The organism is Lichenifustis flavocetrariae (assembly GCF_026130545.1).
GTDB lineage: Bacteria > Pseudomonadota > Alphaproteobacteria > Rhizobiales > Beijerinckiaceae > Lichenihabitans > Lichenihabitans flavocetrariae.
Genome location: NZ_JAMOIM010000018.1, coordinates 92,609 through 114,646, shown reverse-complemented (window position 1 = coordinate 114,646; position 22,038 = coordinate 92,609). Strand labels below are relative to the sequence as shown.

Genomic DNA, 22,038 nt, shown 5'->3' with positions numbered 1-22,038 from the left:
TAACGAGTGAGATGTAAGATTTATATATGCGAGCCAATATCACCGAATAAATAGATCATAAACGGCGGGGCCGACGTATTCACGATCGTGTTCGCAGCGGACGACGTCGCTGCCTGGAAGCAGTCACAAATTTTATACACACCAACGCCGATCGACGGCTTGTTTATGCCTTGTTTATGCAAACGCTGATTACGGCGTCTCGATCGTTTATGCCGATCCGTGCCTTATGACGTCGACCCGGAACTCTGGAGGTTCATCGTGCTCGACGTCGCTTTTATCGTCCTAGGCCTGGCGCTCTTTGGGATCACGGCTGCCTATGCGGCCGCCTGCGAGCGGATGTGAGGCCGTTATGCTGGAACCCATCGCAGGCCTTTTGGTGGCGGCCGCACTCGGCTTCTACCTGCTTTATACCCTCATCCATCCCGAACGTTTTTGAAGGCGCGGACCCCGAAAGGGCCGTGAAGGTGATGCCATGACCGTCGTGGGCTGGCTGCTCGTTCTTGTTATTTTGGCCGCCGTCGTGGCGGCCGCCGTGCCGTTCGGCGCCTTCATCGCACGTGTGATGACGGGCCAGCGGACTTTTTTGACCCCGGTGCTGGCACCCGTCGAACGGGGCTTCTATGCGCTCGCGGGCGTCGAACCCAGTAAGGAGCAGGGCTGGCGGAGCTATACGCTGGCCATGCTGGCCTTCAGTGGGGCCGGCTTGTTCAGCCTCTATGCGCTGCAGCGCCTGCAGGCCTATCTGCCGTTGAACCCGCAAGGCTTCGATGGAGTGCCGCCCGACCTCGCGTTCAACACGTCGGTGAGCTTCATCACGAACACGAACTGGCAGAACTATGGTGGTGAAACCACCATGAGCCATCTCGTGCAGATGGCTGGACTGACGGTGCATAACTTCGTGTCTGCCGCGACCGGTATCGCGATGGCGGTCGCCTTGGTGCGCGCCTTTACGCGCTCGGAAGCCAAGACGATCGGCAATTTCTGGGTCGATATGACCCGGGCGGTCTTGTATCTCCTGCTGCCGCTCTCGATCGTCATCGCGCTCGTCATGGTGGCCTCCGGCATTCCGCAGACGCTCCTCGCCTCCGTGGAAGCCACGACGCTGGAGGGCGCCAAGCAGGTGATCTCCATCGGCCCCGTGGCCAGCCAGGAGGCCATCAAGGAACTCGGCACCAACGGCGGCGGCTTCTTCAACGCCAACTCGGCTCACCCGTTCGAAAGCCCGAGCGCCTGGACCACGATGTTGCAGATCTGGACGCTTCTGCTCATCCCGGTGGCTTCCGTGATCGCCTTCGGCCGCATGGCCGGAAATTGGAAGGAAGGCCGTTCATTGCTGGTCACGATGGGCATCGTCCTCGTGGTCGGGGTGGGCGTCGTCTACGCGGCCGAAACCTACGGCAACCCGTTGCTGACCGCTCTCGGCGTCGACGGCGTGGCGGGCAATCTCGAAGGCAAGGAACTGCGGTTCGGCCAGGCGCTGACGGCTCTGTTCTCCGTTGCGACGACAGGCACCAGCACCGGCGCGGTCGTGGCCATGCACGACAGCCTGACGCCGCTCGGCGGCTTGGTGCCGATGTTCAACATGCTCCTCGGCTGCATCACGCCCGGTGGCGACGGTTCGGGCCTCTACGGCATCCTCGTGGTGGCGGTCATCACGGTCTTCGTGGCGGGGTTGATGGTCGGTCGCACGCCGGAATACCTCGGCAAGAAGATCGAGAGCCGTGAAATGAAACTCGCCATGCTGGCGATCCTCATCTATCCGCCGTTGGTACTCGGCTTCACGGCCGTGTCGGTTCTGCTGAAGACGGGCCTCGATAGCCTCAACAACGCCGGACCGCACGGCCTCAGTGAGATCCTCTACGCCTTTGCCTCGACAACGGCCAACAATGGCTCGGCTTTCGGCGGTCTCACCGGCAATACGCTCTGGTACAACACGACCCTTGGCCTCGCCATGTTCCTCGGCCGCTTCGCCTATATCGTTCCGGTTCTGGCACTGGCAGGTTCGCTCGCGGCCAAGAAGAAGGCCCCAGCCTCGGTCGGCACCTTCCCGACAGACGGGCCGCTCTTCATCGGCTTGCTGCTCGGCGTGATCGTGATCCTGTATCTGCTGCAGTATTTCCCGGCCCTGGCGCTCGGCCCCGTCGTCGAACACTTCGCGATGCTGTCCGGCAAGGCCTACTAAGCAAGCCGAATTGTTCCCTTCTCCCGCACGAGCGGGAGAAGGTGCCCGGTAGGGCGGATGAGGGCCAACGCCCTCCAACGCCGAGCCGCCCCTCATCTGACCCCGCTTGTGCGGGGCCACCCTCTCCCGCTCTCGCGGGAGAAGGAACTCCTCCATCTCCAAGGACCCGCCTCCCATGGCTCCCCGTTCCGCCACCAGCCTCTTCGATCCGGCCATCACGCGCCGGGCGATTATCGAGGCCTTCCGTAAGCTCAATCCCAAGACGCTCGCCAAAAACCCGGTGATCTTTGTCACCGAGGTCGTGTCGCTCGGCGTCACGCTCCTGTTCCTGCGCGATCTGGTGGCGCAGAACGGCCAAGCCCTGTTCTCGGGCCAGATCGCAGCCTGGCTCTGGTTCACCGTGCTGTTCGCCAATTTCGCCGAGGCCGTCGCTGAAGGTCGCGGCCGCGCCCAGGCCGACGCCATGCGTAAGACCCGCTCCGACACGCGCGCCAAGCGGATCGTCGACGGCAAGCGCGTCGAGGACGTGAACGCACTCGATCTCAAGGTCGGTGACGTGGTGTTGGTGGAAGCCGGCCAGCTTATCCCGTCGGACGGCGAGGTGCTGGAAGGCATCGCCTCGGTCAACGAATCGGCCATTACGGGGGAGTCCGCTCCGGTGATCCGCGAGTCGGGCGGCGACCGCTCGGCCGTGACTGGCGGCACGATGGTCCTGTCCGATTGGATCAAGGTGCGGATCTCGGCCGCGGCCGGATCGACCTTCCTGGACCGCATGATCGCGCTTGTGGAAGGCGCCGAGCGGCAGAAGACACCGAACGAGCTGGCTCTGTCGATCCTGCTCTCGGGACTTACAATCATCTTCCTGATTGTCTGCGTGTCGCTGTGGCCGATCGCGCTCTACTCGGGCGCTACGCTCTCGGTGACCGTGCTGGTGGCGCTGCTCGTCTGCCTGATCCCGACCACGATCGGCGGCCTGTTGTCGGCCATCGGCATCGCCGGCATGGACCGGCTGATCCGCTTCAACGTCGTGGCGACGTCGGGCCGCGCCGTGGAGGCAGCCGGCGACGTCGATACGTTGCTGCTCGACAAGACCGGCACGATCACCTTCGGCAACCGCATGCCGAGCGAATTCGTGCCCGTGGGCGGCGTGCCTGAAAAGACCCTCGCGGAAGCCGTGCTTCTGTCGAGCCTCGCCGATGAGACGCCGGAGGGGCGCTCGATCGTGGCTCTCGCCAAGAGCCGCTACGGTCTCCAGGAGATCGACCTTGTCCAAGTGAATGCCGTCGTGGTGCCGTTTACAGCACAGACCCGGATGTCCGGCGTCGATCTCGATGGCCGAAGCCTACGCAAAGGCGCGGTTGATTCTGTACTCGAAAGCGTCGGTCTGACAGCAGGTGGCGGCCCGGCCGATTTTCGGCAGGCGGTCGAGCGCATCGCCCGCACCGGCGGTACGCCACTCGCGGTCGCCGAAAACAAGCAGCTTCTCGGCGTCGTCCACCTTAAGGACACGGTGAAGCCCGACATCAAGGAGCGTTTCGCGGCCCTGCGGGCCATGGGCATCAAGACCGTGATGGTGACGGGTGACAACCCGATCACGGCCGCCGCCATCGCGTCGGAGGCCGGCGTCGACGACTTCCTGGCTCAGGCCAAGCCCGAAGACAAGCTCGCCTATATCCGCAAGGAACAGCAGGGCGGGCGGCTGATCGCCATGTGCGGCGACGGCACCAACGACGCGCCCGCGCTGGCCCAGGCCGACGTCGGTGTCGCGATGCAGACTGGCACGCAGGCGGCGCGTGAGGCCGGCAACATGGTCGATCTCGACAGCGATCCCACCAAGCTCATCGAGATCGTCGGCATTGGCAAGCAGCTCCTCATGACGCGCGGCTCGCTGACGACCTTCTCGATCGCCAATGACGTCGCGAAATATTTCGCCATCATCCCGGCGCTGTTTTTGGCCACCTATCCCGAACTCGGCGCCCTCAACGTGATGGGGCTGCACTCGCCGCGTTCGGCCATCCTGTCGGCCGTGATCTTCAACGCGCTGATCATCATCGCGCTGATCCCGCTGGCTTTGCGCGGTGTCCCGTATCGGCCCGTCGGTGCGGCGGCCCTGCTGCGTCGTAACCTGCTGCTCTACGGGCTCGGCGGCATCGCCGTCCCGTTCATCGGCATCAAGATCATCGATCTTGCCGTTTCCCACCTCCATCTCGCGTGAGCCCCATGCTGTCCCATCTTCGCCCCGCGATCGTGATGATCGTCCTCTTCACCGCCCTCACCGGCATCGCCTATCCGCTCGCCATCACGGGCATCGCGCAGGTGGCCCTGAAAGGGCCTGCCGACGGAAGTCTCGTCACCCGCGATGGAACGGTTGTCGGCTCCTCGTTGATCGGTCAGAATTTTGCGACCGATCGCTACTTCCAGGGTCGCCCCTCGGCCACCAGCGCGGCCGATCCAAAGGATTCCAGCAAGACGATCGACGCGCCCTATAACGCCGCCAACTCGACCGGCTCGAACCTGGGGCCGACATCGCAAAAGCTTCTCGATCGGGTGAAGGCCTCGGTGGCGGCCCTCGGCGGAAGCCCGCAGAAGCCTGTGCCGGCCGATGCCGTGACGACGTCCGCGTCGGGTCTCGATCCTGACATTTCGTCCGCCTATGCGACCCTCCAGGTGGCGCGCGTTGCGGCCGCCCGCAACGTTCCGGCCGACAAGCTGCAGGCCCTTGTGGACGCCGGAACCTCGTCCGTCTTCGGCGACAAAATCGTCAACGTCCTGGCTTTGAACCTCGAGCTCGACCGTGTCGCGCCGGTCCCAGCGCCGGCTGCGGCCGCCCCAGGCGCGGGGGCTCCCGCGCAAGCCGCCGGATCTGCTAAGGTCGGAGGCTGAGCGGTTCTGAGCTAAGCCTCTCCGCGCAAGACCCTCCAGAGACCGTCGTGACCTCGCGAGCCTGATGTCCAGTCCGCCGCCTCTCCGTCCCGATCCTGACGCGCTGCTCGCCGCCATGGGCCGGGAGGATCGCGGCAAGCTGAAGATCTTTCTCGGGGCGGCGCCCGGAGTGGGCAAGACCTATGCGATGCTGTCGGGTGCCCGCCGGTTGAGCCTAGCCCATCTCGATGTCGTGGTTGGTGTCGTTGAGACTCATGGCCGGGTCGAAACCGAAGCGCTCCTCGACGGCCTCGTGATCCTGCCCCGCCGCGAGGTGATTTATCGCGGGACCACGATCAGCGAGTTCGACCTCGATGCGGCTCTGGCGCGCCACCCGGCGCTGCTCATCGTCGATGAGCTAGCCCATTCCAACGCGCCCGACAGCCGGCATCCCAAGCGCCACCAGGACGTCGAAGAACTGCTCAATGCCGGGATCGACGTCTGGACCGCCGTCAACATCCAACATCTCGAGGGCCTGTCCGATGTCGTGTCGCGGATCACCGGTGTGGTGGTTCGCGAAACCGTGCCGGATGTCGTGCTCGATCAGGCCGACGAGGTTGTGGTTGTCGACATCACACCGGCGGAGCTGATCACGCGGCTGAGCGAAGGCCGCATCTATCTCCCCGAGAATGCCGCCCGGGCGGCTGGCGCCTTCTTCAAGCCCGGCAACCTGACGGCGCTACGCGAAATCGCCTTGCGGCGCACGGCCGACAGGGTCGACGACCAGATGGTCGACCATCTGCGGCGCAACGCCGTGGAGGGGGCATGGCCCACGGCCGAACGGCTCATGGTTTGTGTCGGCGGCGACTCCTCGTCCGAAGCCGTGGTGCGCGCCTGTGGCCGGCTGGCGAGTGGGCTGAACGCACCTTGGGTCGCCGTAACTCTGGAGCGCACCGGCGCCGAGATCGTCGCACCGGCCACCCTGCAACGCATCGACGAGACGATGCGTCTCGCCGAGCGTCTAGGAGCCGACACCGCGCGCCTCGCGGGACGTGACCTGCCGGACGAGATCCTGCGCTACGCCCGCCGGGAGAACATCACCCAGATCGTCATCGGCAGGTCGAGCGCGGGATTCTGGGCACGTCTCAAGGGGCATTCGCTCTCGGGCACACTGTTGCGCCGAGCATCCGACGTCGCCATCCACGTGATTATCGGGCCGGAAGCGAGCGCACGACGGCGACCCGCGTGGGGCTGGCCCGACCGAACGACCTTCGCGATCGGGTTTTCGGCCGCCTTCGGGTCCGTGGCCGCGGCGACCCTGCTGGCCGAGCTGGGTTCGAGGTGGTTGCAGCGGCCGAGCCTTTCGATGATCTTTCTCGCCGCTGTGCTCGGTTGCGCCGTCACGGTCGGGCAATGGCCGGCAATCGTTGCCGCGATCCTGTCCTTCTTCGCCTATAATTTCTTCTTCATTCCGCCGGTCTACACGTTCACGATCGCGGAGCCGCATGAAGTCCTGGCGCTTGGGATCTTTTTGCTTGTTGCGGTCATCGCCGGCGGTCTGACGGGCCGCGTCCGCGACCAGTCACAGGCCGCCCGCACCCGTGTCACCACCATTCAGGCGCTCTACGACGTGTCTCGAAAGCTCTCGGGGGCGATCAGCCTGGACGATGTCCTCTGGATCATCGCGCGGCAGGCCGCGCAGGCCATCGGTGGACAAGTCGTCATCCTGCTTGGGGAGGGCGGCAAGACGGCTGCCGATCTGATGATCCGGGCCGCGTTTCCTCCGGAGGACGAGCTCGGCGCCGCCGAATGGGCGGCGGCCCGCTGGGCCTTCGACCACATCGAGTCGGCGGGCTGGCGCACCGGCACGCTGCCAAATGCGCTGTTCCGGTTCCAGCCGATACGAACTTCGGCCGGAATTGTCGGTGTGATCGGCTATATGCCGGCGGCGCGCGGCCAAGCGCTTTCGGCCGAGACCGAGCGTGTTCTCGGAGCCCTGCTCGATCAGGGCACTCTGGCCATCGAACGCGCGAGTCTGGTCGCAGAATCTCGTCGTAACGAGACCCTGGCGGAGCGAGAGCGACTGCAGACGACGTTGCTGTCCTCCCTCAGCCACGACCTCAGAACACCTCTGGCTTCCATCCTCGGTTCGGTGACGAGCCTGCGCGGCTACGGCGGCCAGATGTCCGAGGCGGATCGCGACGACCTGATGGCCGCGATCGAAGAGGAGGCGCGCCGTCTTGCGCGGTTCGTGTCCAACCTGCTCGACATGACGCGCGTGGAATCCGGCGTTCTCGACCTCAAGCGTGACTGGGTCGACGTCACCGACGTGGTGCGCGCCGCCGTCGCGCGTGCAGAAAAAGCGTTTCCGGGCCGGACGACGCGTGTGATGGTGGAGGAAGGCCTTCCGCTCGTGCGCGGCGATCCGCTTCTGTTGCAGCAGGCCCTCTTCAACCTGCTCGACAATGCGGACAAATATAGCCAATCCGGTTCAGCGACGACCGTGAGGGCGACGATGGGGATCGGCGATGTGACGATCACGGTCGAAGACGAAGGCTGCGGCATCCCGGCCGCAGATCTCGTCCGCGTCTTCGAGAAGTTCGCTCGGGTGACGGATGGCGACCGGCGACCCCCGGGGACGGGTCTGGGATTGGCCGTCGCCCAGGGTGTGGTGGATGCTATGGGAGGTTCGATCAGGGCCGAAAGCCCAGCCACCGCAGGCAAGGGAACGCGCATTGTGATTCATTTGCCCGTCGGACCGCCGCAGCCCTTAGGCGTCGAGGAGAAGGAGTTGTCCGATGTCGGGGTCTAACGTCATCCTGGTCGTCGACGACGAGCCGCAGATTCAGCGCTTCCTCAGGCCCACTCTCACGGCGGTCGGCTTCACGGTCGAGCCGGCGCTGACAGGCGCCGATGCGCTCGCGAAGTTCCGCAAGGCGGTTCCGGAGCTCGTGGTTCTCGACCTCGGTCTTCCTGACATGAATGGCCTCGATGTCCTGATCGAAATGCGCAAGACCTCGCAGGTTCCGATCGTCATTTTGTCGGCCCGCGACGATGAGGCCGGCAAGATCGCGGCCCTCGATGCGGGTGCCGACGATTACGTCAGCAAGCCTTTCGGCGTCGGCGAACTGGTGGCGCGCCTCCGCACCGCCCTTCGGCATGCTGTCCGGGCGGCTGGGACCACGGCGGTGTTCGAAGCCGGCGATCTCGTCATCGACACGCTGGCGCATCGGGTGACACTGAAGGGTGAACCGTTGAAGCTGACCCCAAAGGAATACGACCTCTTGCACCTGCTGGCGCGGCACGCGGGCCGTGTCCTGACCCATCAACACATCCTGCGCGAGGTCTGGGGGCCCAATCAGGGCGATCAGTCTCAATACCTGCGTGTCTTCGTCGGCCGCCTCCGCCAGAAGATCGAAGAGAACCCGGCCGACCCTCGCCTGCTGCTCAACGAACCTGGCGTCGGCTACCGGCTCACCCTTCCGGCTCCTGCACGGGTGTAAGTTCGCTGTGGGTCGCGCTACAGCTTGGCGATTCTCAGCCAGTGCTGCGCTATGATCCTCAAAAAGTGGCCGTAGAACCGGTCGCGTGAACATCTGATGGTGCGGCCGGGGTTTGGGATAAGAGTTCGATGCGTCGTGATGCGAAGCAATTCCTGACCCGTCTGTTTCAGGCCGCCATCGACGCGGCCCGACCCGCGCTTTGCGTGCCGCCCCATCTCCCCGCGCCGCCGAAGGGGCGGACGATCGTGATCGGCGCCGGCAAGGCTGCGGCCTCGATGGCCGCCGCTGTCGAGGCTCATTGGCCGGGACCACTCAAAGGACTGGTGGTCACGCGCTACGGGCATGGCGCGCCCACCACGCGGATCGAAGTCGTGGAAGCCGCGCATCCCGTGCCCGATGAAGCCGGGATGCGCGCCGCGACCCGTATCCTCGACCTGGTGAAGGGTTTGACCGCCGACGACCTCGTGATCTGCCTCGTCTCGGGTGGCGGCTCGGCGCTCCTCGCGGCTCCGGCGCCCGGCCTGACCTTGGTCGACAAACAGGCCCTCAACCGCGCGCTTTTGCGCAGCGGCGCCGATATCACGGAGATGAACTGCGTGCGCAAGCATCTCTCGGCCATCAAGGGCGGCCGGCTTGCACGCGCGATCGCCCCGGCGCGGCTGGTCACACTGATCATCTCCGACGTGCCGGGCGACGATCCCGCCGTCATCGCCTCCGGACCCACAGTGCCCGATAGCACCACGCTCGCCGATGCCCGCATGGTTCTCGCCAAATATGGTATCGCGGTTCCACCCCATGTGCAGAGCGTGCTTGAAGATCCCGCGTCGGAAACCCCGAAGGCCGGAGAACCTTGCTTCGCCGGGACCGAGGTGCGGGTGATTTCGCGTCCACAGGACGCCTTGCTGGCAGCGGCGGACGTGGCGCGCGCCGCTGGCGTCACGCCGGTCCTGCTGGGGGACGCCATCGAGGGCGAATCGCGCGAGGTGGGACGGGTGATGGCTGGCATCGCCCGTTCATGCGTCGCTCATAGCCATCCCGCGCCCGGTCCCTGCGTCTTGCTGTCGGGCGGGGAAACTTCCGTGACGGTGCGGGGCCAGGGCCGAGGCGGGCGGAACGCGGAATTTCTTCTGGCTTTGGCGGTGGCACTGAACGGCGATCCGCGCGTCGCGGCGCTGGCCGGGGACACCGACGGGATCGACGGATCGGAAGACAATGCGGGCGCCTTCGTCGGACCGGAGAGCCTCGGCCGCGCTGCAGCCCTCGGCGTTCACGCCAAGGCGCTGCTGGCCGACAACGATGGCTATACCTTCTTCGCGGCGCTTGACGATCTGGTGATGACAGGACCGACGCTGACCAACGTCAACGATTTCCGCGCAATCCTGGTCGAGCCGGATTGATTCCCGGCCCGGCCGGATTGCTTGACTGAGCCGGTGCTCAGTAGGTGGCCCGCCCGCCGGACAGATCGAACACCGCGCCCGTGGTGAAGGAGCTTTCCTCCGACGCGAGCCAGCAGATCATCGAGGCGGCTTCCGACAGTTCCAGCATGCGGCCGCGCGGGATTTTGGCCAGGATATAGGCCAGATGCTCTGGCGCCTGGCTGAGCGCCATGGCGGTCTTGGCGACAGCGGGGGTCACGCAATTGACCGAGATGTTCTTGTCGGCGAGTTCCTTTCCGAGCGACTTCGTCAGCGCGATCACGCCCGCCTTGGTGGACGAATAGGCCACTGCATTCGGGTTGCCTTCCTTGCCGGCGATCGAGCTGAGGTTGACGATGCGGCCGTAATCGCGCGCGATCATGTGCGGGACCACCGCGCGGCAGCAGTGGAAGGTGCCGACAAGGCCGACATGCACCACGTTGGCGAAAGCATCGGCCGGATAGGTCCAGGTCGACGTGTTCGGGCCGACGATGGCGGCATTGTTGATCAGGACGTCGATCTGGCCGAACCGCTTGATGGTCTCCGCAGTGCCAGCCTCGACTGCGGCAAGGTCGCCGATGTCGACCGGGATGCCATGGACGCCGGTTGGCTCGCCGAGTTCGGTGACGGTTTTTTCGAGCAAGGCCGCATCGCGGTCCCAGATGCAGACAGAGCCGCCGCCCGCAAGGATCCGCTCCGCGACCGTTCGGCCGATGCCCTGACCACCCCCAGTGACGATAGCGACGCGAGACTTGAAATCGTAGAAGTTCATGGCGTTTCCTTTTGGACCATTTCGGCCGTCCACGTGGTTGGGCCGACGAGACGCCATAATGCGGCTTGGGGCAACAGCAACCTGAAATCCTTCAAGGCCAGGGAGCGGCGACGCGAACCCGGCCATCTTCTACCCAAGCATTCGAGGCATTTCCACCTCAGGAACGTCGCCTCGGAATTGAACCTCGTCCCGCAGAGTGGGGTTCCGGGCAAGGGTTGGAACGCTTAGGTGGTTCACAAACAGGCGCGCCAAGGAGCCAGGATCTTGTCCTTCGTCGATCGTCACCGCACACGTCTCACCCTGCAGCAGGCCGGCCTGGATGCCTTGGTCATCGCGGAGCCGGAAGGGTTTCGCACGATCTCGGGCGTTTCGCAGGGGGTCGCTGCTTTGTTTCGGCGCGCAGGCGCGGGGTTCGCGGTCCTGCCGGCCGATCCGACGATTCCGATCGGCATCGTGATCGGCGACCTTGCGATCGAGGGCGCCCGAAAGATCATCCCGGACACACGCGCACACCCGCTTTGGATCGAGCATGCCGTGCTTGGCGCCGGGGAGGGACCGATTGCACCTCGCGTCGCGGCCAGCTGGCGGAGCGCAGGGCGCCCAACAGATTTCGGCCGCCCCGCCACCTTCGACCTGCGCCTTGCCTTGGCGGCTCTCACGGATGTCTTGGCCGACCGCGGGCTTGCGCGGGCTCGGCTTGGCTTCGATTTCGACTATATCGCGGCCAGCGACGCCGAGGCAATTCGCGCGGCTTTTTCGGATGCCGTCCTGGTCAACGGATCAGCAGCCTTCGATCGATTGCGCATGGTCAAGACCACGCCGGAGATCGAGCGTTTGACGCTCGCTCTCGAACTATCTGAGGCAGGACTGCGCCGACTGGCTGAGAGCACGCTGGAGGGCCACGGCGTCGAAGATCTCCATGACCTGTTCCGGCTGGGTATCGAGGAAGCTGCCGCCGGGCGCGGCCTTCCTGCTCCTCCAAGCTGGGATTACATTTCGATCGGCCCCGAACCCTGGGGGGCAGGGGGTCGGGTGACCCACGGTGCCATCATCAAGGCCGATGTCGGCTGCGTGGTCGATGGCTATTCGTCCGACACGTCGCGCAACTATGTGTTCGGGGCACCGACACGGGAACAGATGGAATTCCACGGGATCCTCGAACACGCTTTCGACGCCGGTATGGAGGCGATCCGGCCCGGTGTGCCGCTGAAGGCGGCTCATCATGCCGCGACGGCGGCGCTCGCATCCGCCGGCCTTGCGGGCTATTCACGCGGTCATTTCGGCCATGGCCTCGGTCATAGCCTGTTCAGCGAACAATGGCCCTTCATCGCCGCCGACACCGAGGTTCTCTTCGAGCCCGGCATGGTGATGGCCTTCGAGGTGCCGATCTACGTGCGAGGGCTCGGTGGCTTCAATCTCGAAGATCAATTCATCATCGAGGCCTCAGGCCCACGGATCATGACGACATTGCCAAGGACCCTTCAGTCCATCGGCCGATAAGGGCAATATCCCGGTCCGCTCGATTCGGTCTTGCCGGAACCGTTCCCTGCGGCCTCGAATTGATCGAGATAAGCTGGGCCGCTCCCTGGTGGCGCCGCTGAAAGGTCTATTGCATGCGCGCTCGAATTTCCCTCACGTGTTTTCTCCTATTCGCGTCAGGGTACGGGGCGGCACTCGCCAAACCGCAGATCGTCCCACCCAGTGCTCAGGCGTTCAAGTTGGGATCGCTCCAGGTGTTCGCTCTTCGCGACGCCAACAATGTTCTCGATAACGACGGGAAGGTGTTCGGAGTCGGTGTCGGTCCCGACGCGGTGGCGCGGGTCCTGAAGGATGCCGGTGCCCCAACCGATGAGGTCACGCTGAGCGTGGATGGGCTTCTCGTGAAAGCGGCAGACAGGGTCATGCTGTTCGATACGGGCCTCGGGCCCAGCGTGAAAGGTGCCCTGATGGCAAGCCTCACCCAGACTGGCGTTGCGCCTGACGAAGTGACGGATGTGATGATCACGCATTCGCATGGCGATCATGTCGGCGGTCTGGCGACCGCCGAGGGTGGCCTCGCCTTTCCGAAGGCGACGATCCGCATGTCCGCTCCGGAATGGGCCTGGATGCAGGCCCAGCCGAACAGCCAGGCTCTCGCCAAAATCATCGCTCCCAAGGTGCAGACATTTGAGCCCGGCGCTACGGTGCTGCCGGGTGTGACGTCGATCGCCTTGCCGGGTCATACACCTGGGCACGCCGGTTTCGAGATCGTGTCGGGATCAGACAAGTTGATCGACATCGGCGATACGGCTCACAGTTCGATCGTGTCGCTGGCAGAGCCCGACTGGGCGATCGCCTATGACAACGACAAGGATGAGGGCGAATCGACGCGTCGTGCGACGCTGAAGCGCTTGGCCGAGGATCACTCGCTGATCTTCGCGCCGCATTTTCCTTTCCCGGGTATCGGACGCATCGAGACGGCAGGCGATCACTTTTCTTGGAAGCCCGAGACCCCCTAAAGGGAAGGCTCGATCGCCGCAAATGATGCACAGATGCGCGACGCCGCAGCTCTCTTGATATCATTGAGGACAGCTCGCGGGTCGACATCGGTTTTTCAATCAATCCTGTCCGCCTTGCGAGCATGAACCTCAAGCTCGACGCCATTCGCACAATGCTTCGCGATCGGGCCGGTCCCTTCCGCCACCTTGTTTCTCTGTTCCGGCTCGTTTGGACGGCGAGCCCAGCCTTGACGGTCGGGAGTCTGGGACTGCGGCTGGCGCGTGCCGTTCTCCCCCTCCTGGGCCTTGTGGTGGGCAAGCTCATCATCGACGCCGTCGTGTCTCAAACGCGGCTCCCGTCGCCAGGCGATAGTCTCATCGACTGGATCTTCTCGGGCCGCCTTGACCGCCTGATCGTGCTGCTTTCCCTCGAATTCGCACTCGCGCTGCTGTCCAACGGCCTCGGGCGCGCCAGCGCCCTCGCTGATAGCCTGCTGTCGGAACGCTACAGCAATTTTGCCAGTATCCGCCTGATGAACCATGCGGCAACGCTCGACCTCGAGCAGCTGGAAAGCAGCGCCGAACAGGATCGCCTCGACAGGGCCCGTCGGCAGGTGACGGGCCGGACCTCGCTGCTGACCCAGATATTCGGCCAGGCCCAAGACATTCTCACGATCATCTCGCTTGCCGCCGGACTGATTGCCTATGCGCCTTGGTTGATCGCTTTGTTGTGCCTCGCCCTGATCCCGTCCTTCTTGGGAGAGAAACATTTCAACGCGCAAAGCTACCGGATCGACTATTTCCGCACGCCCGAGCGCCGCCAGCTCGATTATCTCCGCTACCTTGGGTCGAGCACCGAGACTGCGAAGGAGATCAAGCTATTCGGCCTCAACGGATTCCTGGCCCAGCGGTTCGAGCGCTTCGCCGATGCGATGTATGCCGATAATCGTGGGCTTGCGATCCGGCGTGCCGCTTGGGGCGCCGCGTTCTCCGGCGTGGGATCGCTGGCCTACTATCTGGCGTATTTCCTCATTGTGTGGCGCGCCGCCTCGGGGCGCTTCAGTCTGGGCGACCTGACGTTTCTGGCGGGGTCGTTCCTGCGGCTGCGGGGACTGCTGGAGGGTCTTCTTCTGGGCTTTTCGCAGATGGCCGGGCAAGTGCTCTACCTTGCGGACTTGTTCGACTTTTTCGAACTGCGGCCCACGATCGTTTCTCCGGCGCTGCCCCTGCCGGTGCCGCATCCGATCCAAATCGGTTTCGTGTTCGAAGATGTGGGTTACCGCTATGCTGGATCCGAGACCTGGGCGGTCCGGCATCTCGACCTTACGCTGCACAGCGGCGAAGTGCTGGCGCTGGTGGGCCAGAACGGGGCCGGCAAGACCACGATCGTCAAGCTTCTGGCCCGCCTGTATGACCCAACCGAAGGCCGCGTGCTGCTCGACGGGCGCGACCTGCGGGACTACGACCTGGCCCAACTCCGCGCCCGCGTCGGCGTGATCTTCCAGGATTTCGTTCGGTTTCACCTGACGGCCGCCGAGAATATCGGCGTCGGCCGTGTCGATGATCTGACAGACCGCCCTCGCGTTGCCGAGGCCGCTGTTCGCAGTCTCGCCGACAGGCTGATCGACCGCCTACCGCTCGGCTACGATCAGCCGCTCGGCCGCAGGTTTAACAACGGCATCGATCTCTCGGGCGGCGAATGGCAGAAGATCGCCATCGCGCGGGCCTATATGCGGGAAGCCGACGTGCTGATCCTGGACGAGCCGACGGCCGCTCTCGATGCACGCGCCGAATACGAAGTTTTCGAGCGGTTCAAGGATCTGAGCCGCGGCAAGACCGCGATCCTGATTTCCCACCGCTTCTCGACCGTCCGCATGGCCGACCGCATCGTGGTGCTCGGAGGAGGGCGCGTCATCGAAACCGGCACGCATGAGTCCCTCCTGGCGTCAGGCGGAAACTATGCGGAGCTGTTCGACCTTCAGGCGTCGGGTTACCGTTGAGAACGCTTTCAGCTTGATGGAGCCGAAGGCGCGTTGGCCTATTTTTTCTCCGGCAGGTTCAGCCGGATGTGGGTTTCGCGCAATTGCTTGGCGCTGACGATGGAGGGCGCTCCCATCAGGAGGTCCTCGGCGCGCTGGTTCATGGGGAAGAGCACGACCTCACGGAGATTTTCCTCGCCGGCCAGCAGCATGACGATGCGATCTACGCCTGGTGCGATGCCACCGTGCGGAGGCGCGCCGTAGCGGAAGGCGCGGTAGAGGCCGCCGAAGCGCTCCTCCAGTACCTCTTCGCCATAGCCGGCGATCGCGAAGGCCTCGCGCATGATGTCCGGCCGATGGTTTCGGATCGCACCTGAGGACAATTCGATGCCGTTGCACACAATGTCGTACTGGTAGGCCAGGATATCGAGCGGGTCCTTGGTGCGAAGCGCTTCGAGACCGCCTTGCGGCATCGAGAACGGATTGTGCGAGAAGTCGATCTTCTTGTCGTCTTCGTTGAACTCGTACATCGGGAAGTCGACGACCCAGCAGAATGCGAAGACGTTCGGGTCGATGAGCTTGAGCTCATGGCCGAGCTTGATGCGGGCCGCGCCCGCCAGTTTGGCGGCCTTGCCCTCCTGGTCGCAGGCGAAGAACAAAGCATCCCCCGCCTTGATCCCAGCCTTTTGGGCGATCATGGCCTGGATGTCGGCCGGAATGAACTTGGCGATCGGGCCGCGTCCCGTCAGCGTACCATCCACCTCATCGAAGATGATATAGCCGAGACCCGCAGCGCCTTCGCCCCGAGCCCAGTCGTTCAGCTTGTCGAAGAAGGAGCGCGGCTGTGCACCCGCACCCGGGGCCGGAATCGCCCGCACCACGCCGCCGGACGCAATGACATTCTTGAACGCCTTGAACGAGACATCCGGCAGTTCGAATTCCTGCGTGACGTCGACGATGACGATCGGGTTGCGCAGGTCCGGCTTGTCGACACCGTATTTCAGCATCGATTCACGGTAGGGGATCATCGGGAATTTCTGCGTCACCGGCTTGCCGCCGCCGAACTCCTCGAAGACTCCACGCAGAACCGGCTCGACCGCCTCGAAGACGTCCTCCTGCGTGACGAAGCTCATCTCGATATCGAGTTGGTAGAACTCACCCGGCGAGCGGTCTGCGCGTGCATCCTCGTCTCGGAAGCAAGGGGCGATCTGGAAATAGCGGTCAAAGCCGGCCGTCATGATCAGCTGCTTGAACTGCTGCGGCGCTTGCGGCAGTGCATAGAACTTGCCGGGATGGATGCGCGAGGGAACGATATAGTCGCGGGCGCCTTCCGGCGAGGAGGCTGTCAGGATCGGGGTCTGGAACTCAAAGAAGCCTTGCGCCTTCATTCGGGCGCGCAGCGAGTCGATCACCTGCCCGCGCAGCATGATGTTCTTGTGTAGCCGCTCGCGGCGCAGATCCAGGAAGCGATATTTCAACCGAGTCTCTTCGGGATATTCCTGGTCGGTGGCCACCGGCATCGGCAGTTCGGAGGCGGGGCCGAGTACCTCGATGTCGGTGACATAAAGCTCGATCAGACCCGTCGGCATTTCGGCATTCTCGGTGCCGGCCGGACGAAGACGCACCTGCCCGTCCATGCGAACGACCGTCTCCGACCGCAGCAGTTCGGCTTCACGGAACGCAGGTGAATCGGGGTCGACCACGCATTGCGTGAGGCCGTAATGGTCGCGCAGGTCGACGAAGAGCACGCCGCCGTGGTCGCGGATACGGTTGCACCACCCCGAAAGCCGCGCATTGTTGCCGGCGTCCGTTGGCCGCAGGGCGCCACAGCTGTGCGAACGGTAACGGTGCATTTTTGATCTCGGACCATGGGAACAGGGGCAGGGCAGGTGGCCCGCGCGAGCGCCGGACAAGGCCATGCAGCCCCGGTCTTGTCAAGAATGGGTGCTTTCTCGGGCAATGAGCCAGCCACTCAGGGAATGCGCGCGAGCATTCCGACTTGCCGTGTCATCCTGTCCATGAACGTGAACTCCTGTCGCTCGATGGAGGCGCGGTGTCCGCACGCTTCCGGGTCGACCGCGCGAGACCAAAGCCCTTTCGACCATCGGGCGAAATGCGGCGACGCGAGTGCGTTAAGCGGCGTTGCTGTCAAAGGAATCGAACTTTTGTTATCCCTGTCATGAACCGGGCTGCCTGACTTCGTGAAATTGGTCGCCTCTCCAAAAGCTTTGTCCTATTGAGGCAGAATGAGTGTTGTGACTTCGACCGATGTTCTGGATGCAGCTTGCCAGCGGCTGGCCACCCACGACTTCGTCACCGTGGATACCGAGTTTCTGCGCGAAACGACATTCTGGCCCAAGCTCTGCGTCATTCAGATCGCCTCAGTCGACGAGGCGATCGTCGTCGATGCGCTGGCGCCCGGTATGGACCTCTCCCCGTTTTTTGCGCTGATGCAGGATCCGGCGGTGGTGAAGGTGTTCCATGCCGCCCGTCAGGATATCGAAATCATCTGGAACCTCTCGCGCGCCATTCCCGCGCCGCTGTTCGACACTCAGGTAGCCGCGATGGTCTGCGGCTATGGCGATCAGGTCGCTTACGGCGAGTTGGTGCAGAACATCTGCCGGGTGGCCATCGATAAATCTTCGCGCTTTACCGATTGGGGGCGGCGCCCTCTGTCTGATGCCCAGATCGCCTATGCGACCGCCGATGTCACGCATCTGCGCGACGTCTATGTCGCGCTACGTCGACAGCTGGAAGCGCAGGGCCGCCTTTCCTGGCTGGCCGATGAGATCAAGGTGCTGTGCTCGCCCGCGACCTATGAACAGCACCCGGAAAACGCCTGGGAGCGGTTTCGTAACCGGCTGCGCCGCCCGCGCGATCTCGCCGTCATGATGGAAGTGGCAGCATGGCGCGAGGAGGAGGCGCAAAGCCGCGACGTGCCCCGCTCCCGGATCCTGAAGGACGACGTGCTGATCGAGATCGCTTTGGCGGCTCCAAAGACACCCGAGGCGCTCGCCGAGTTGCGGGCGGTGCCGCGCGGCATGGAGCGCTCGAAAGCTGGGGCCGAGATCGTCGATGCTGTGGGGCGCGGTCTCGACCGCGACCCTAAAACCCTCCCTAAACTCGATCGCGAGCGGCGCAACGGTGGCGGTGGCGCCACTGTCGAGCTTCTCAAGGTCTTGCTCCGGCAGGTCGCGGAGGCGAATGGCGTGGCGGCCAAGATCGTGGCGACCGTCGACGATCTTGAGGCTCTCGCGACCGACGATGCCGCAGACGTGCCCGCGATGCGTGGCTGGCGCCGAACCATTTTCGGGGTAAAGGCGCTCGAGTTGAAGCATGGGCGCCTGGCACTGACAGTCGAGCGAGGTAAGGTCGTTACGCTCGAGTGGCAGGATGGAGAGCCGGATCACATTACGTAGCTTTGGCGGATGTGACTATCGGCCGCGAACGTTTCGCTGTCTTCTCAAGGAAGCGTTTGCAAACAATTCGCTAGCATGCGCCAACTGCTGAGTTGATGGTCGTGCAATGTTGAAAGTCGTAGGGTGCTTCGTTGATTTTCATGATTTGCGCTTGGTTGCTTTAGCGGCCTTCATTTGCGCGGTCGCATCCTTCACCACGATCCAGCTTCTTTGTCATGCGCGACGAGCCGATGTGCGGTATCGCTACAGCTGGATCAGCGTCGCGGCTTTGGCCGGTGGGTTCGGCATATGGGCGACTCATTTTATCGGGATGCTGGCTTTCACGCCCGGCGTGCCGAGCGGCTATAATCTCAGCCTGACGCTCCTTTCTCTCCTCTATGCCATCCTGATCAGCGGATTGGGCTTGGGACTGGCGCGGTCGCAATTTCCGTTCTCCCCTTGGGTCGGCGGCGCCACGATGGGAGCCGGCATCGCCGTCATGCACTACACGGGGATGATGGCGTTCCAAGTGGCTGGCCGGATCGTCTGGGATCCGTGGCTTGTCTCTCTATCGATCGTGCTCGGCGGATTATTGGGCGCTATGGGCTGCGCGACAGCTGTTAAGTCGCAGGGCGTCCATCACCAAATCCTCGCAGCCATCTGGCTGCTGCTCGCGATTTGCGGACTTCACTTCACGGCAATGGGCGCGGTCACGATCATCCCGGATCCGGCTATCGAGATCGCGCCTGCCGCCATGCCGTCGAGTTGGATCGCTGGCGCCGTGGCACTCGCGAGTCTTGCCATCCTGCTGTTTGCCGCGGGCGCCCTAGCGATTGATCTTCGTGATCGCCGCCACGCAGCACTTGAAGGAGCGCGGCTTCGAAGTCTGGCCAACGCCGCTGCCGAGGGGCTTGTCGTGTGCAGAGGCGACAGGATCGTCAGCGCCAATGAAAGTTTTGCACATCTCGTCGAATTGCCGGCCGGCAGTGTGAATGGTGCAAAGTTGTCGACCTTCTTGCCAAGCCTAGCGACTCGGCTAACCCCGACGACCTTGCCAGATCACCCGATCGAAGCCGAACTGATCGCAGCGCATGGTCAATCAATTCCCGTTGAGATCATCATCCGGGCGATCGATTATGCAAGTCTACCTCATTTCGGCGTAGCGGTCCGCGATCTGCGGGCGCGCCGGACGGCGGAAAGCAAGATCAACTTCCTGGCGCTTCACGACGGTTTGACCGGACTGGCAAACCGAACAAGCTTCGACAAAAGTTTCGATCGCGAGACGCAGGTTGCGGCACGGACAGGCGGCAAGCTCGCAGTGCTGTGCCTCGATCTTGACAGGTTCAAGGAGATCAATGACCTCTTCGGCCATGCGGCCGGCGATAAGGTCTTGCAGGACCTCGCGCGCATCACCGAGGACGTTCTCGACGACAAACAGCTGATGAGTCGCCTTGGCGGCGATGAATTTGCCATTCTGGCACCCGTCCGAGATGCTGTCGGGGCGAGTCGTCTGGCAGAACAAGTGCTGGAAGCTTTGCGGATCGCGAATCAGAATGGCTCTGGCGCCCAAATTGCGACCAGCATCGGCATCGCCCTCTATCCAGATGATGGGACGGATAGGGCTGCTCTTCTCAACAACGCTGACACGGCACTTTACCGAGTGAAGAGCGAAGGTGGGGGCACATACAGATTCTATGAGTCCTTCATGGGGGCGGATGTGCGCGAGCGCCGCCTGATCGAGCACGATCTGCGGCTTGCCGTGGCTCGAAGTGAAATCGAGGTGGCCTATCAGCCCCAAGCCGAAACCGGAACAGGCCGTATCACGGGTTTTGAGGCCCTTCTCAGATGGAGACATCCCGAGCGCGGCTATGTATCCCCGAGCACCTTCATCCCGATCGCCGAGGAAAGTGGCATCATCATGAACCTTGGGGAGTGGGTTCTTCGCGAAGCCTGTCGCGAAGCCGCGAGCTGGTCTCAGCCCTTGTCGGTTGCTGTCAATGTCTCAGCGATGCAGATCCACGCCGCAGGTTTTCCAGCGACGCTTCAGGCCGCTTTGCGCGACACCGGGCTTAGCGCCGGTCGTCTCGAGATCGAAATCACCGAAACGGCCCTTATTCGGGATCCCGCTCGCGCATTGACGACACTGCATGCGATCAAGGAACTTGGTGTACGGATCGCCATGGACGACTTCGGGACGGGGTACTCGTCGCTCTCGAACTTACGTGCCTTCCCGTTCGATCGGATCAAAATCGACCGGTCTTTCATCAAGTCGATCGACAAGGATGAACAGACCGCTGCGATCGTCCGAGCAGTGTTGAGTCTTGGGCGTGGCCTCAAACTCTTGGTCACTGCGGAGGGGGTGGAAACCGACGCTGAACTCGCCTTCCTACAGGCTGAGGCATGCCACGAGGTGCAGGGCTTTCTGGTTGCGAGACCGGCTCCGATCTGGACCTTCGCGGCTGTCACGCACGGTCACGCCGCAAGCCAAAAGGCCACCGCGGCGTGAGACATCTGTTTGATGTCGGCTTGTCATTGCGCTGCACGATGACAAATCCGAACGACACCCCCTTGATGAGTGGGAAGAATTCACATGTCATGATCCAGGTTGACGCAAGCCATATTCGTCAGGGTCCCCCGTAAAGGGGTTCAACCATGAGCTTGTTCAATAGCCTTCAGACCGCGGTCTCGGGGGTCTCTGCCCACTCGACCTATCTCGACGTCATCGGCACCAATATCGCCAATGTGAATACGACGGGCTACAAGGGCTCGACGACCCAGTTCGCGACCATGCTGGGCGCTCAGGATCTCAGCAATTACCATATGGCCGGTGTTCATGCTTCCGCGCGGCCGGGGGTCGCGAACCAGGGCAGCATCACCTCCACGACGTCCACGACCGATCTCGCGATCTCGGGGAATGGCTTCTTCGTCGTGAAGGGACCGAATGGAGATAGCGCCATGACACGGGCGGGATCTTTCGTGCCGAACGCGAGTGGAACGCTGATCAACACCGCCGGCTATACGCTGATGGGCTACAGCGGCCAAGACGGTGGCGCATTGGCACCTGTCACGGTGCCGATTGGGGCAACGAGCGTGACTGTTGCAGCGGATGGCGCATTGTCGGCCACCAATGCGGCGGGGGCAAGCATATCGCTCGCAAGAATTCCGCTCGCCAATGTGATCAGCCCGGAAAACCTGACGGCAGTTGACGGCAATGTCTATCTGGCCAACGACGACTCCGGCGCAATGACGGTCGGGACGGCGAAGACCGGAAGCCTCGGCTCGATCGAGTCTTCGTCCCTCGAGAGCTCGACCGTCGATCTGGCAACCCAGTTGACGAACATGATCAAGGCGCAGCAGGGCTACGAGGAGAACTCCAAGGTTATGTCCACAAGCTCAGACATGCTCTCGAAGCTGTTCGATGCCGCTTCGGGTTAGAAGCGTCTGGTCATC

General features: G+C 63.4%; 16 protein-coding genes. 14 read left to right on the top strand and 2 right to left on the bottom strand.

What is annotated here, in order from left to right; translation table 11 throughout:
- Positions 1-219: 219 nt before the first annotated feature.
- The 8 genes from M8523_RS22860 to M8523_RS22825 all read left to right on the top strand — a co-directional run bounded on the left by M8523_RS22860 (position 220) and on the right by M8523_RS22825 (position 9,944).
- Complete coding sequence (locus tag M8523_RS22860; RefSeq protein ID WP_282587245.1) at positions 220-342, top strand: hypothetical protein; 123 nt, start codon at positions 220-222, stop codon at positions 340-342.
- A complete protein-coding gene (gene kdpF, locus M8523_RS22855) occupies positions 317-436 on the top strand; it encodes a K(+)-transporting ATPase subunit F (protein ID WP_345894280.1) in 120 nt (39 codons plus the stop codon). Before M8523_RS22860 ends, kdpF begins: the two co-directional genes overlap by 26 nt.
- Positions 437-472: 36 nt before the next feature.
- Complete coding sequence (gene kdpA, locus M8523_RS22850) at positions 473-2,182, top strand: potassium-transporting ATPase subunit KdpA (protein WP_282587219.1); 1,710 nt, start codon at positions 473-475, stop codon at positions 2,180-2,182.
- Between the two features lie 175 nt (positions 2,183-2,357).
- The gene (gene kdpB / locus M8523_RS22845; protein WP_282587218.1) at positions 2,358-4,397 is read left to right on the top strand and encodes a potassium-transporting ATPase subunit KdpB; all 2,040 of its coding nucleotides are present in this window, start codon (positions 2,358-2,360) and stop codon (positions 4,395-4,397) included.
- Between the two features lie 5 nt (positions 4,398-4,402).
- The gene (kdpC, locus tag M8523_RS22840) at positions 4,403-5,065 is read left to right on the top strand and encodes a potassium-transporting ATPase subunit KdpC (RefSeq protein WP_282587217.1); all 663 of its coding nucleotides are present in this window, start codon (positions 4,403-4,405) and stop codon (positions 5,063-5,065) included.
- A gap of 64 nt (positions 5,066-5,129) precedes the next feature.
- Positions 5,130-7,856 carry a DUF4118 domain-containing protein gene (locus M8523_RS22835; protein WP_282587216.1) on the top strand — a complete coding sequence of 909 codons (2,727 nt, stop codon included), beginning with the start codon at positions 5,130-5,132 and terminating at the stop codon, positions 7,854-7,856.
- Positions 7,843-8,547: a response regulator gene (locus M8523_RS22830; protein WP_282587215.1), complete on the top strand. Its 705-nt coding sequence runs from the start codon at positions 7,843-7,845 to the stop codon at positions 8,545-8,547. The genes M8523_RS22835 and M8523_RS22830 overlap by 14 nt, the downstream gene beginning before the upstream one ends.
- A 128-nt stretch (positions 8,548-8,675) precedes the next feature.
- Complete coding sequence (locus M8523_RS22825; RefSeq protein ID WP_282587214.1) at positions 8,676-9,944, top strand: glycerate kinase type-2 family protein; 1,269 nt, start codon at positions 8,676-8,678, stop codon at positions 9,942-9,944.
- A gap of 37 nt (positions 9,945-9,981) precedes the next feature.
- Here M8523_RS22825 and M8523_RS22820 read toward each other — a convergent pair whose 3' ends face one another.
- Complete coding sequence (locus M8523_RS22820; RefSeq protein WP_282587213.1) at positions 9,982-10,734, bottom strand: SDR family NAD(P)-dependent oxidoreductase; 753 nt, start codon at positions 10,732-10,734, stop codon at positions 9,982-9,984.
- Between the two features lie 264 nt (positions 10,735-10,998).
- Here M8523_RS22820 and M8523_RS22815 point away from each other — a divergent pair, with 264 nt between their 5' ends.
- The 3 genes from M8523_RS22815 to M8523_RS22805 all read left to right on the top strand — a co-directional run bounded on the left by M8523_RS22815 (position 10,999) and on the right by M8523_RS22805 (position 15,211).
- Complete coding sequence (locus M8523_RS22815; protein ID WP_282587212.1) at positions 10,999-12,234, top strand: M24 family metallopeptidase; 1,236 nt, start codon at positions 10,999-11,001, stop codon at positions 12,232-12,234.
- Positions 12,235-12,347: 113 nt separating this feature from the next.
- On the top strand, positions 12,348-13,232 hold the full coding sequence (locus tag M8523_RS22810) for an MBL fold metallo-hydrolase (protein ID WP_282587211.1): 885 nt from the start codon (positions 12,348-12,350) through the stop codon (positions 13,230-13,232).
- 122 nt (positions 13,233-13,354) lie between these two features.
- Positions 13,355-15,211 carry an ABC transporter ATP-binding protein gene (locus tag M8523_RS22805; RefSeq protein ID WP_282587210.1) on the top strand — a complete coding sequence of 619 codons (1,857 nt, stop codon included), beginning with the start codon at positions 13,355-13,357 and terminating at the stop codon, positions 15,209-15,211.
- A gap of 38 nt (positions 15,212-15,249) precedes the next feature.
- On the opposite strand, the gene aspS is transcribed toward M8523_RS22805, so the two are convergent.
- Positions 15,250-17,043 (bottom strand): aspartate--tRNA ligase, encoded by a 1,794-nt coding sequence (aspS, locus tag M8523_RS22800; protein ID WP_282587209.1) that lies wholly within the window; start codon positions 17,041-17,043, stop codon positions 15,250-15,252.
- A 393-nt stretch (positions 17,044-17,436) separates the two neighbouring features.
- Here aspS and rnd point away from each other — a divergent pair, with 393 nt between their 5' ends.
- The 3 genes from rnd to M8523_RS22785 all read left to right on the top strand — a co-directional run bounded on the left by rnd (position 17,437) and on the right by M8523_RS22785 (position 22,023).
- A complete protein-coding gene (gene rnd / locus M8523_RS22795) occupies positions 17,437-18,609 on the top strand; it encodes a ribonuclease D (RefSeq protein ID WP_282587208.1) in 1,173 nt (390 codons plus the stop codon).
- A 106-nt stretch (positions 18,610-18,715) separates the two neighbouring features.
- On the top strand, positions 18,716-21,094 hold the full coding sequence (locus M8523_RS22790; protein ID WP_282587207.1) for a bifunctional diguanylate cyclase/phosphodiesterase: 2,379 nt from the start codon (positions 18,716-18,718) through the stop codon (positions 21,092-21,094).
- Positions 21,095-21,240: 146 nt separating this feature from the next.
- Entirely contained in the window at positions 21,241-22,023 is a 783-nt protein-coding gene (locus tag M8523_RS22785) for a flagellar hook basal-body protein (protein ID WP_282587206.1), read from the top strand.
- Positions 22,024-22,038: the final 15 nt, after the last annotated feature.

Coding starts and splice junctions, on each gene's coding strand:
- kdpB (WP_282587218.1), top strand. CDS start 2,358: ATGGCTCCCCGTTCCGCCACCAGCCTCTTCGATCCGGCCATCACGCGC.
- kdpC (WP_282587217.1), top strand. CDS start 4,403: ATGCTGTCCCATCTTCGCCCCGCGATCGTGATGATCGTCCTCTTCACC.
- aspS (WP_282587209.1), bottom strand. CDS start 17,043: ATGCACCGTTACCGTTCGCACAGCTGTGGCGCCCTGCGGCCAACGGAC.
- M8523_RS22835 (WP_282587216.1), top strand. CDS start 5,130: ATGTCCAGTCCGCCGCCTCTCCGTCCCGATCCTGACGCGCTGCTCGCC.
- M8523_RS22785 (WP_282587206.1), top strand. CDS start 21,241: ATGAGCTTGTTCAATAGCCTTCAGACCGCGGTCTCGGGGGTCTCTGCC.
- kdpF (WP_345894280.1), top strand. CDS start 317: ATGCGGCCGCCTGCGAGCGGATGTGAGGCCGTTATGCTGGAACCCATC.
- M8523_RS22790 (WP_282587207.1), top strand. CDS start 18,716: ATGTTGAAAGTCGTAGGGTGCTTCGTTGATTTTCATGATTTGCGCTTG.
- M8523_RS22810 (WP_282587211.1), top strand. CDS start 12,348: ATGCGCGCTCGAATTTCCCTCACGTGTTTTCTCCTATTCGCGTCAGGG.
- M8523_RS22830 (WP_282587215.1), top strand. CDS start 7,843: ATGTCGGGGTCTAACGTCATCCTGGTCGTCGACGACGAGCCGCAGATT.
- M8523_RS22805 (WP_282587210.1), top strand. CDS start 13,355: ATGAACCTCAAGCTCGACGCCATTCGCACAATGCTTCGCGATCGGGCC.
- kdpA (WP_282587219.1), top strand. CDS start 473: ATGACCGTCGTGGGCTGGCTGCTCGTTCTTGTTATTTTGGCCGCCGTC.
- M8523_RS22820 (WP_282587213.1), bottom strand. CDS start 10,734: ATGAACTTCTACGATTTCAAGTCTCGCGTCGCTATCGTCACTGGGGGT.
- rnd (WP_282587208.1), top strand. CDS start 17,437: ATGAGTGTTGTGACTTCGACCGATGTTCTGGATGCAGCTTGCCAGCGG.
- M8523_RS22825 (WP_282587214.1), top strand. CDS start 8,676: ATGCGTCGTGATGCGAAGCAATTCCTGACCCGTCTGTTTCAGGCCGCC.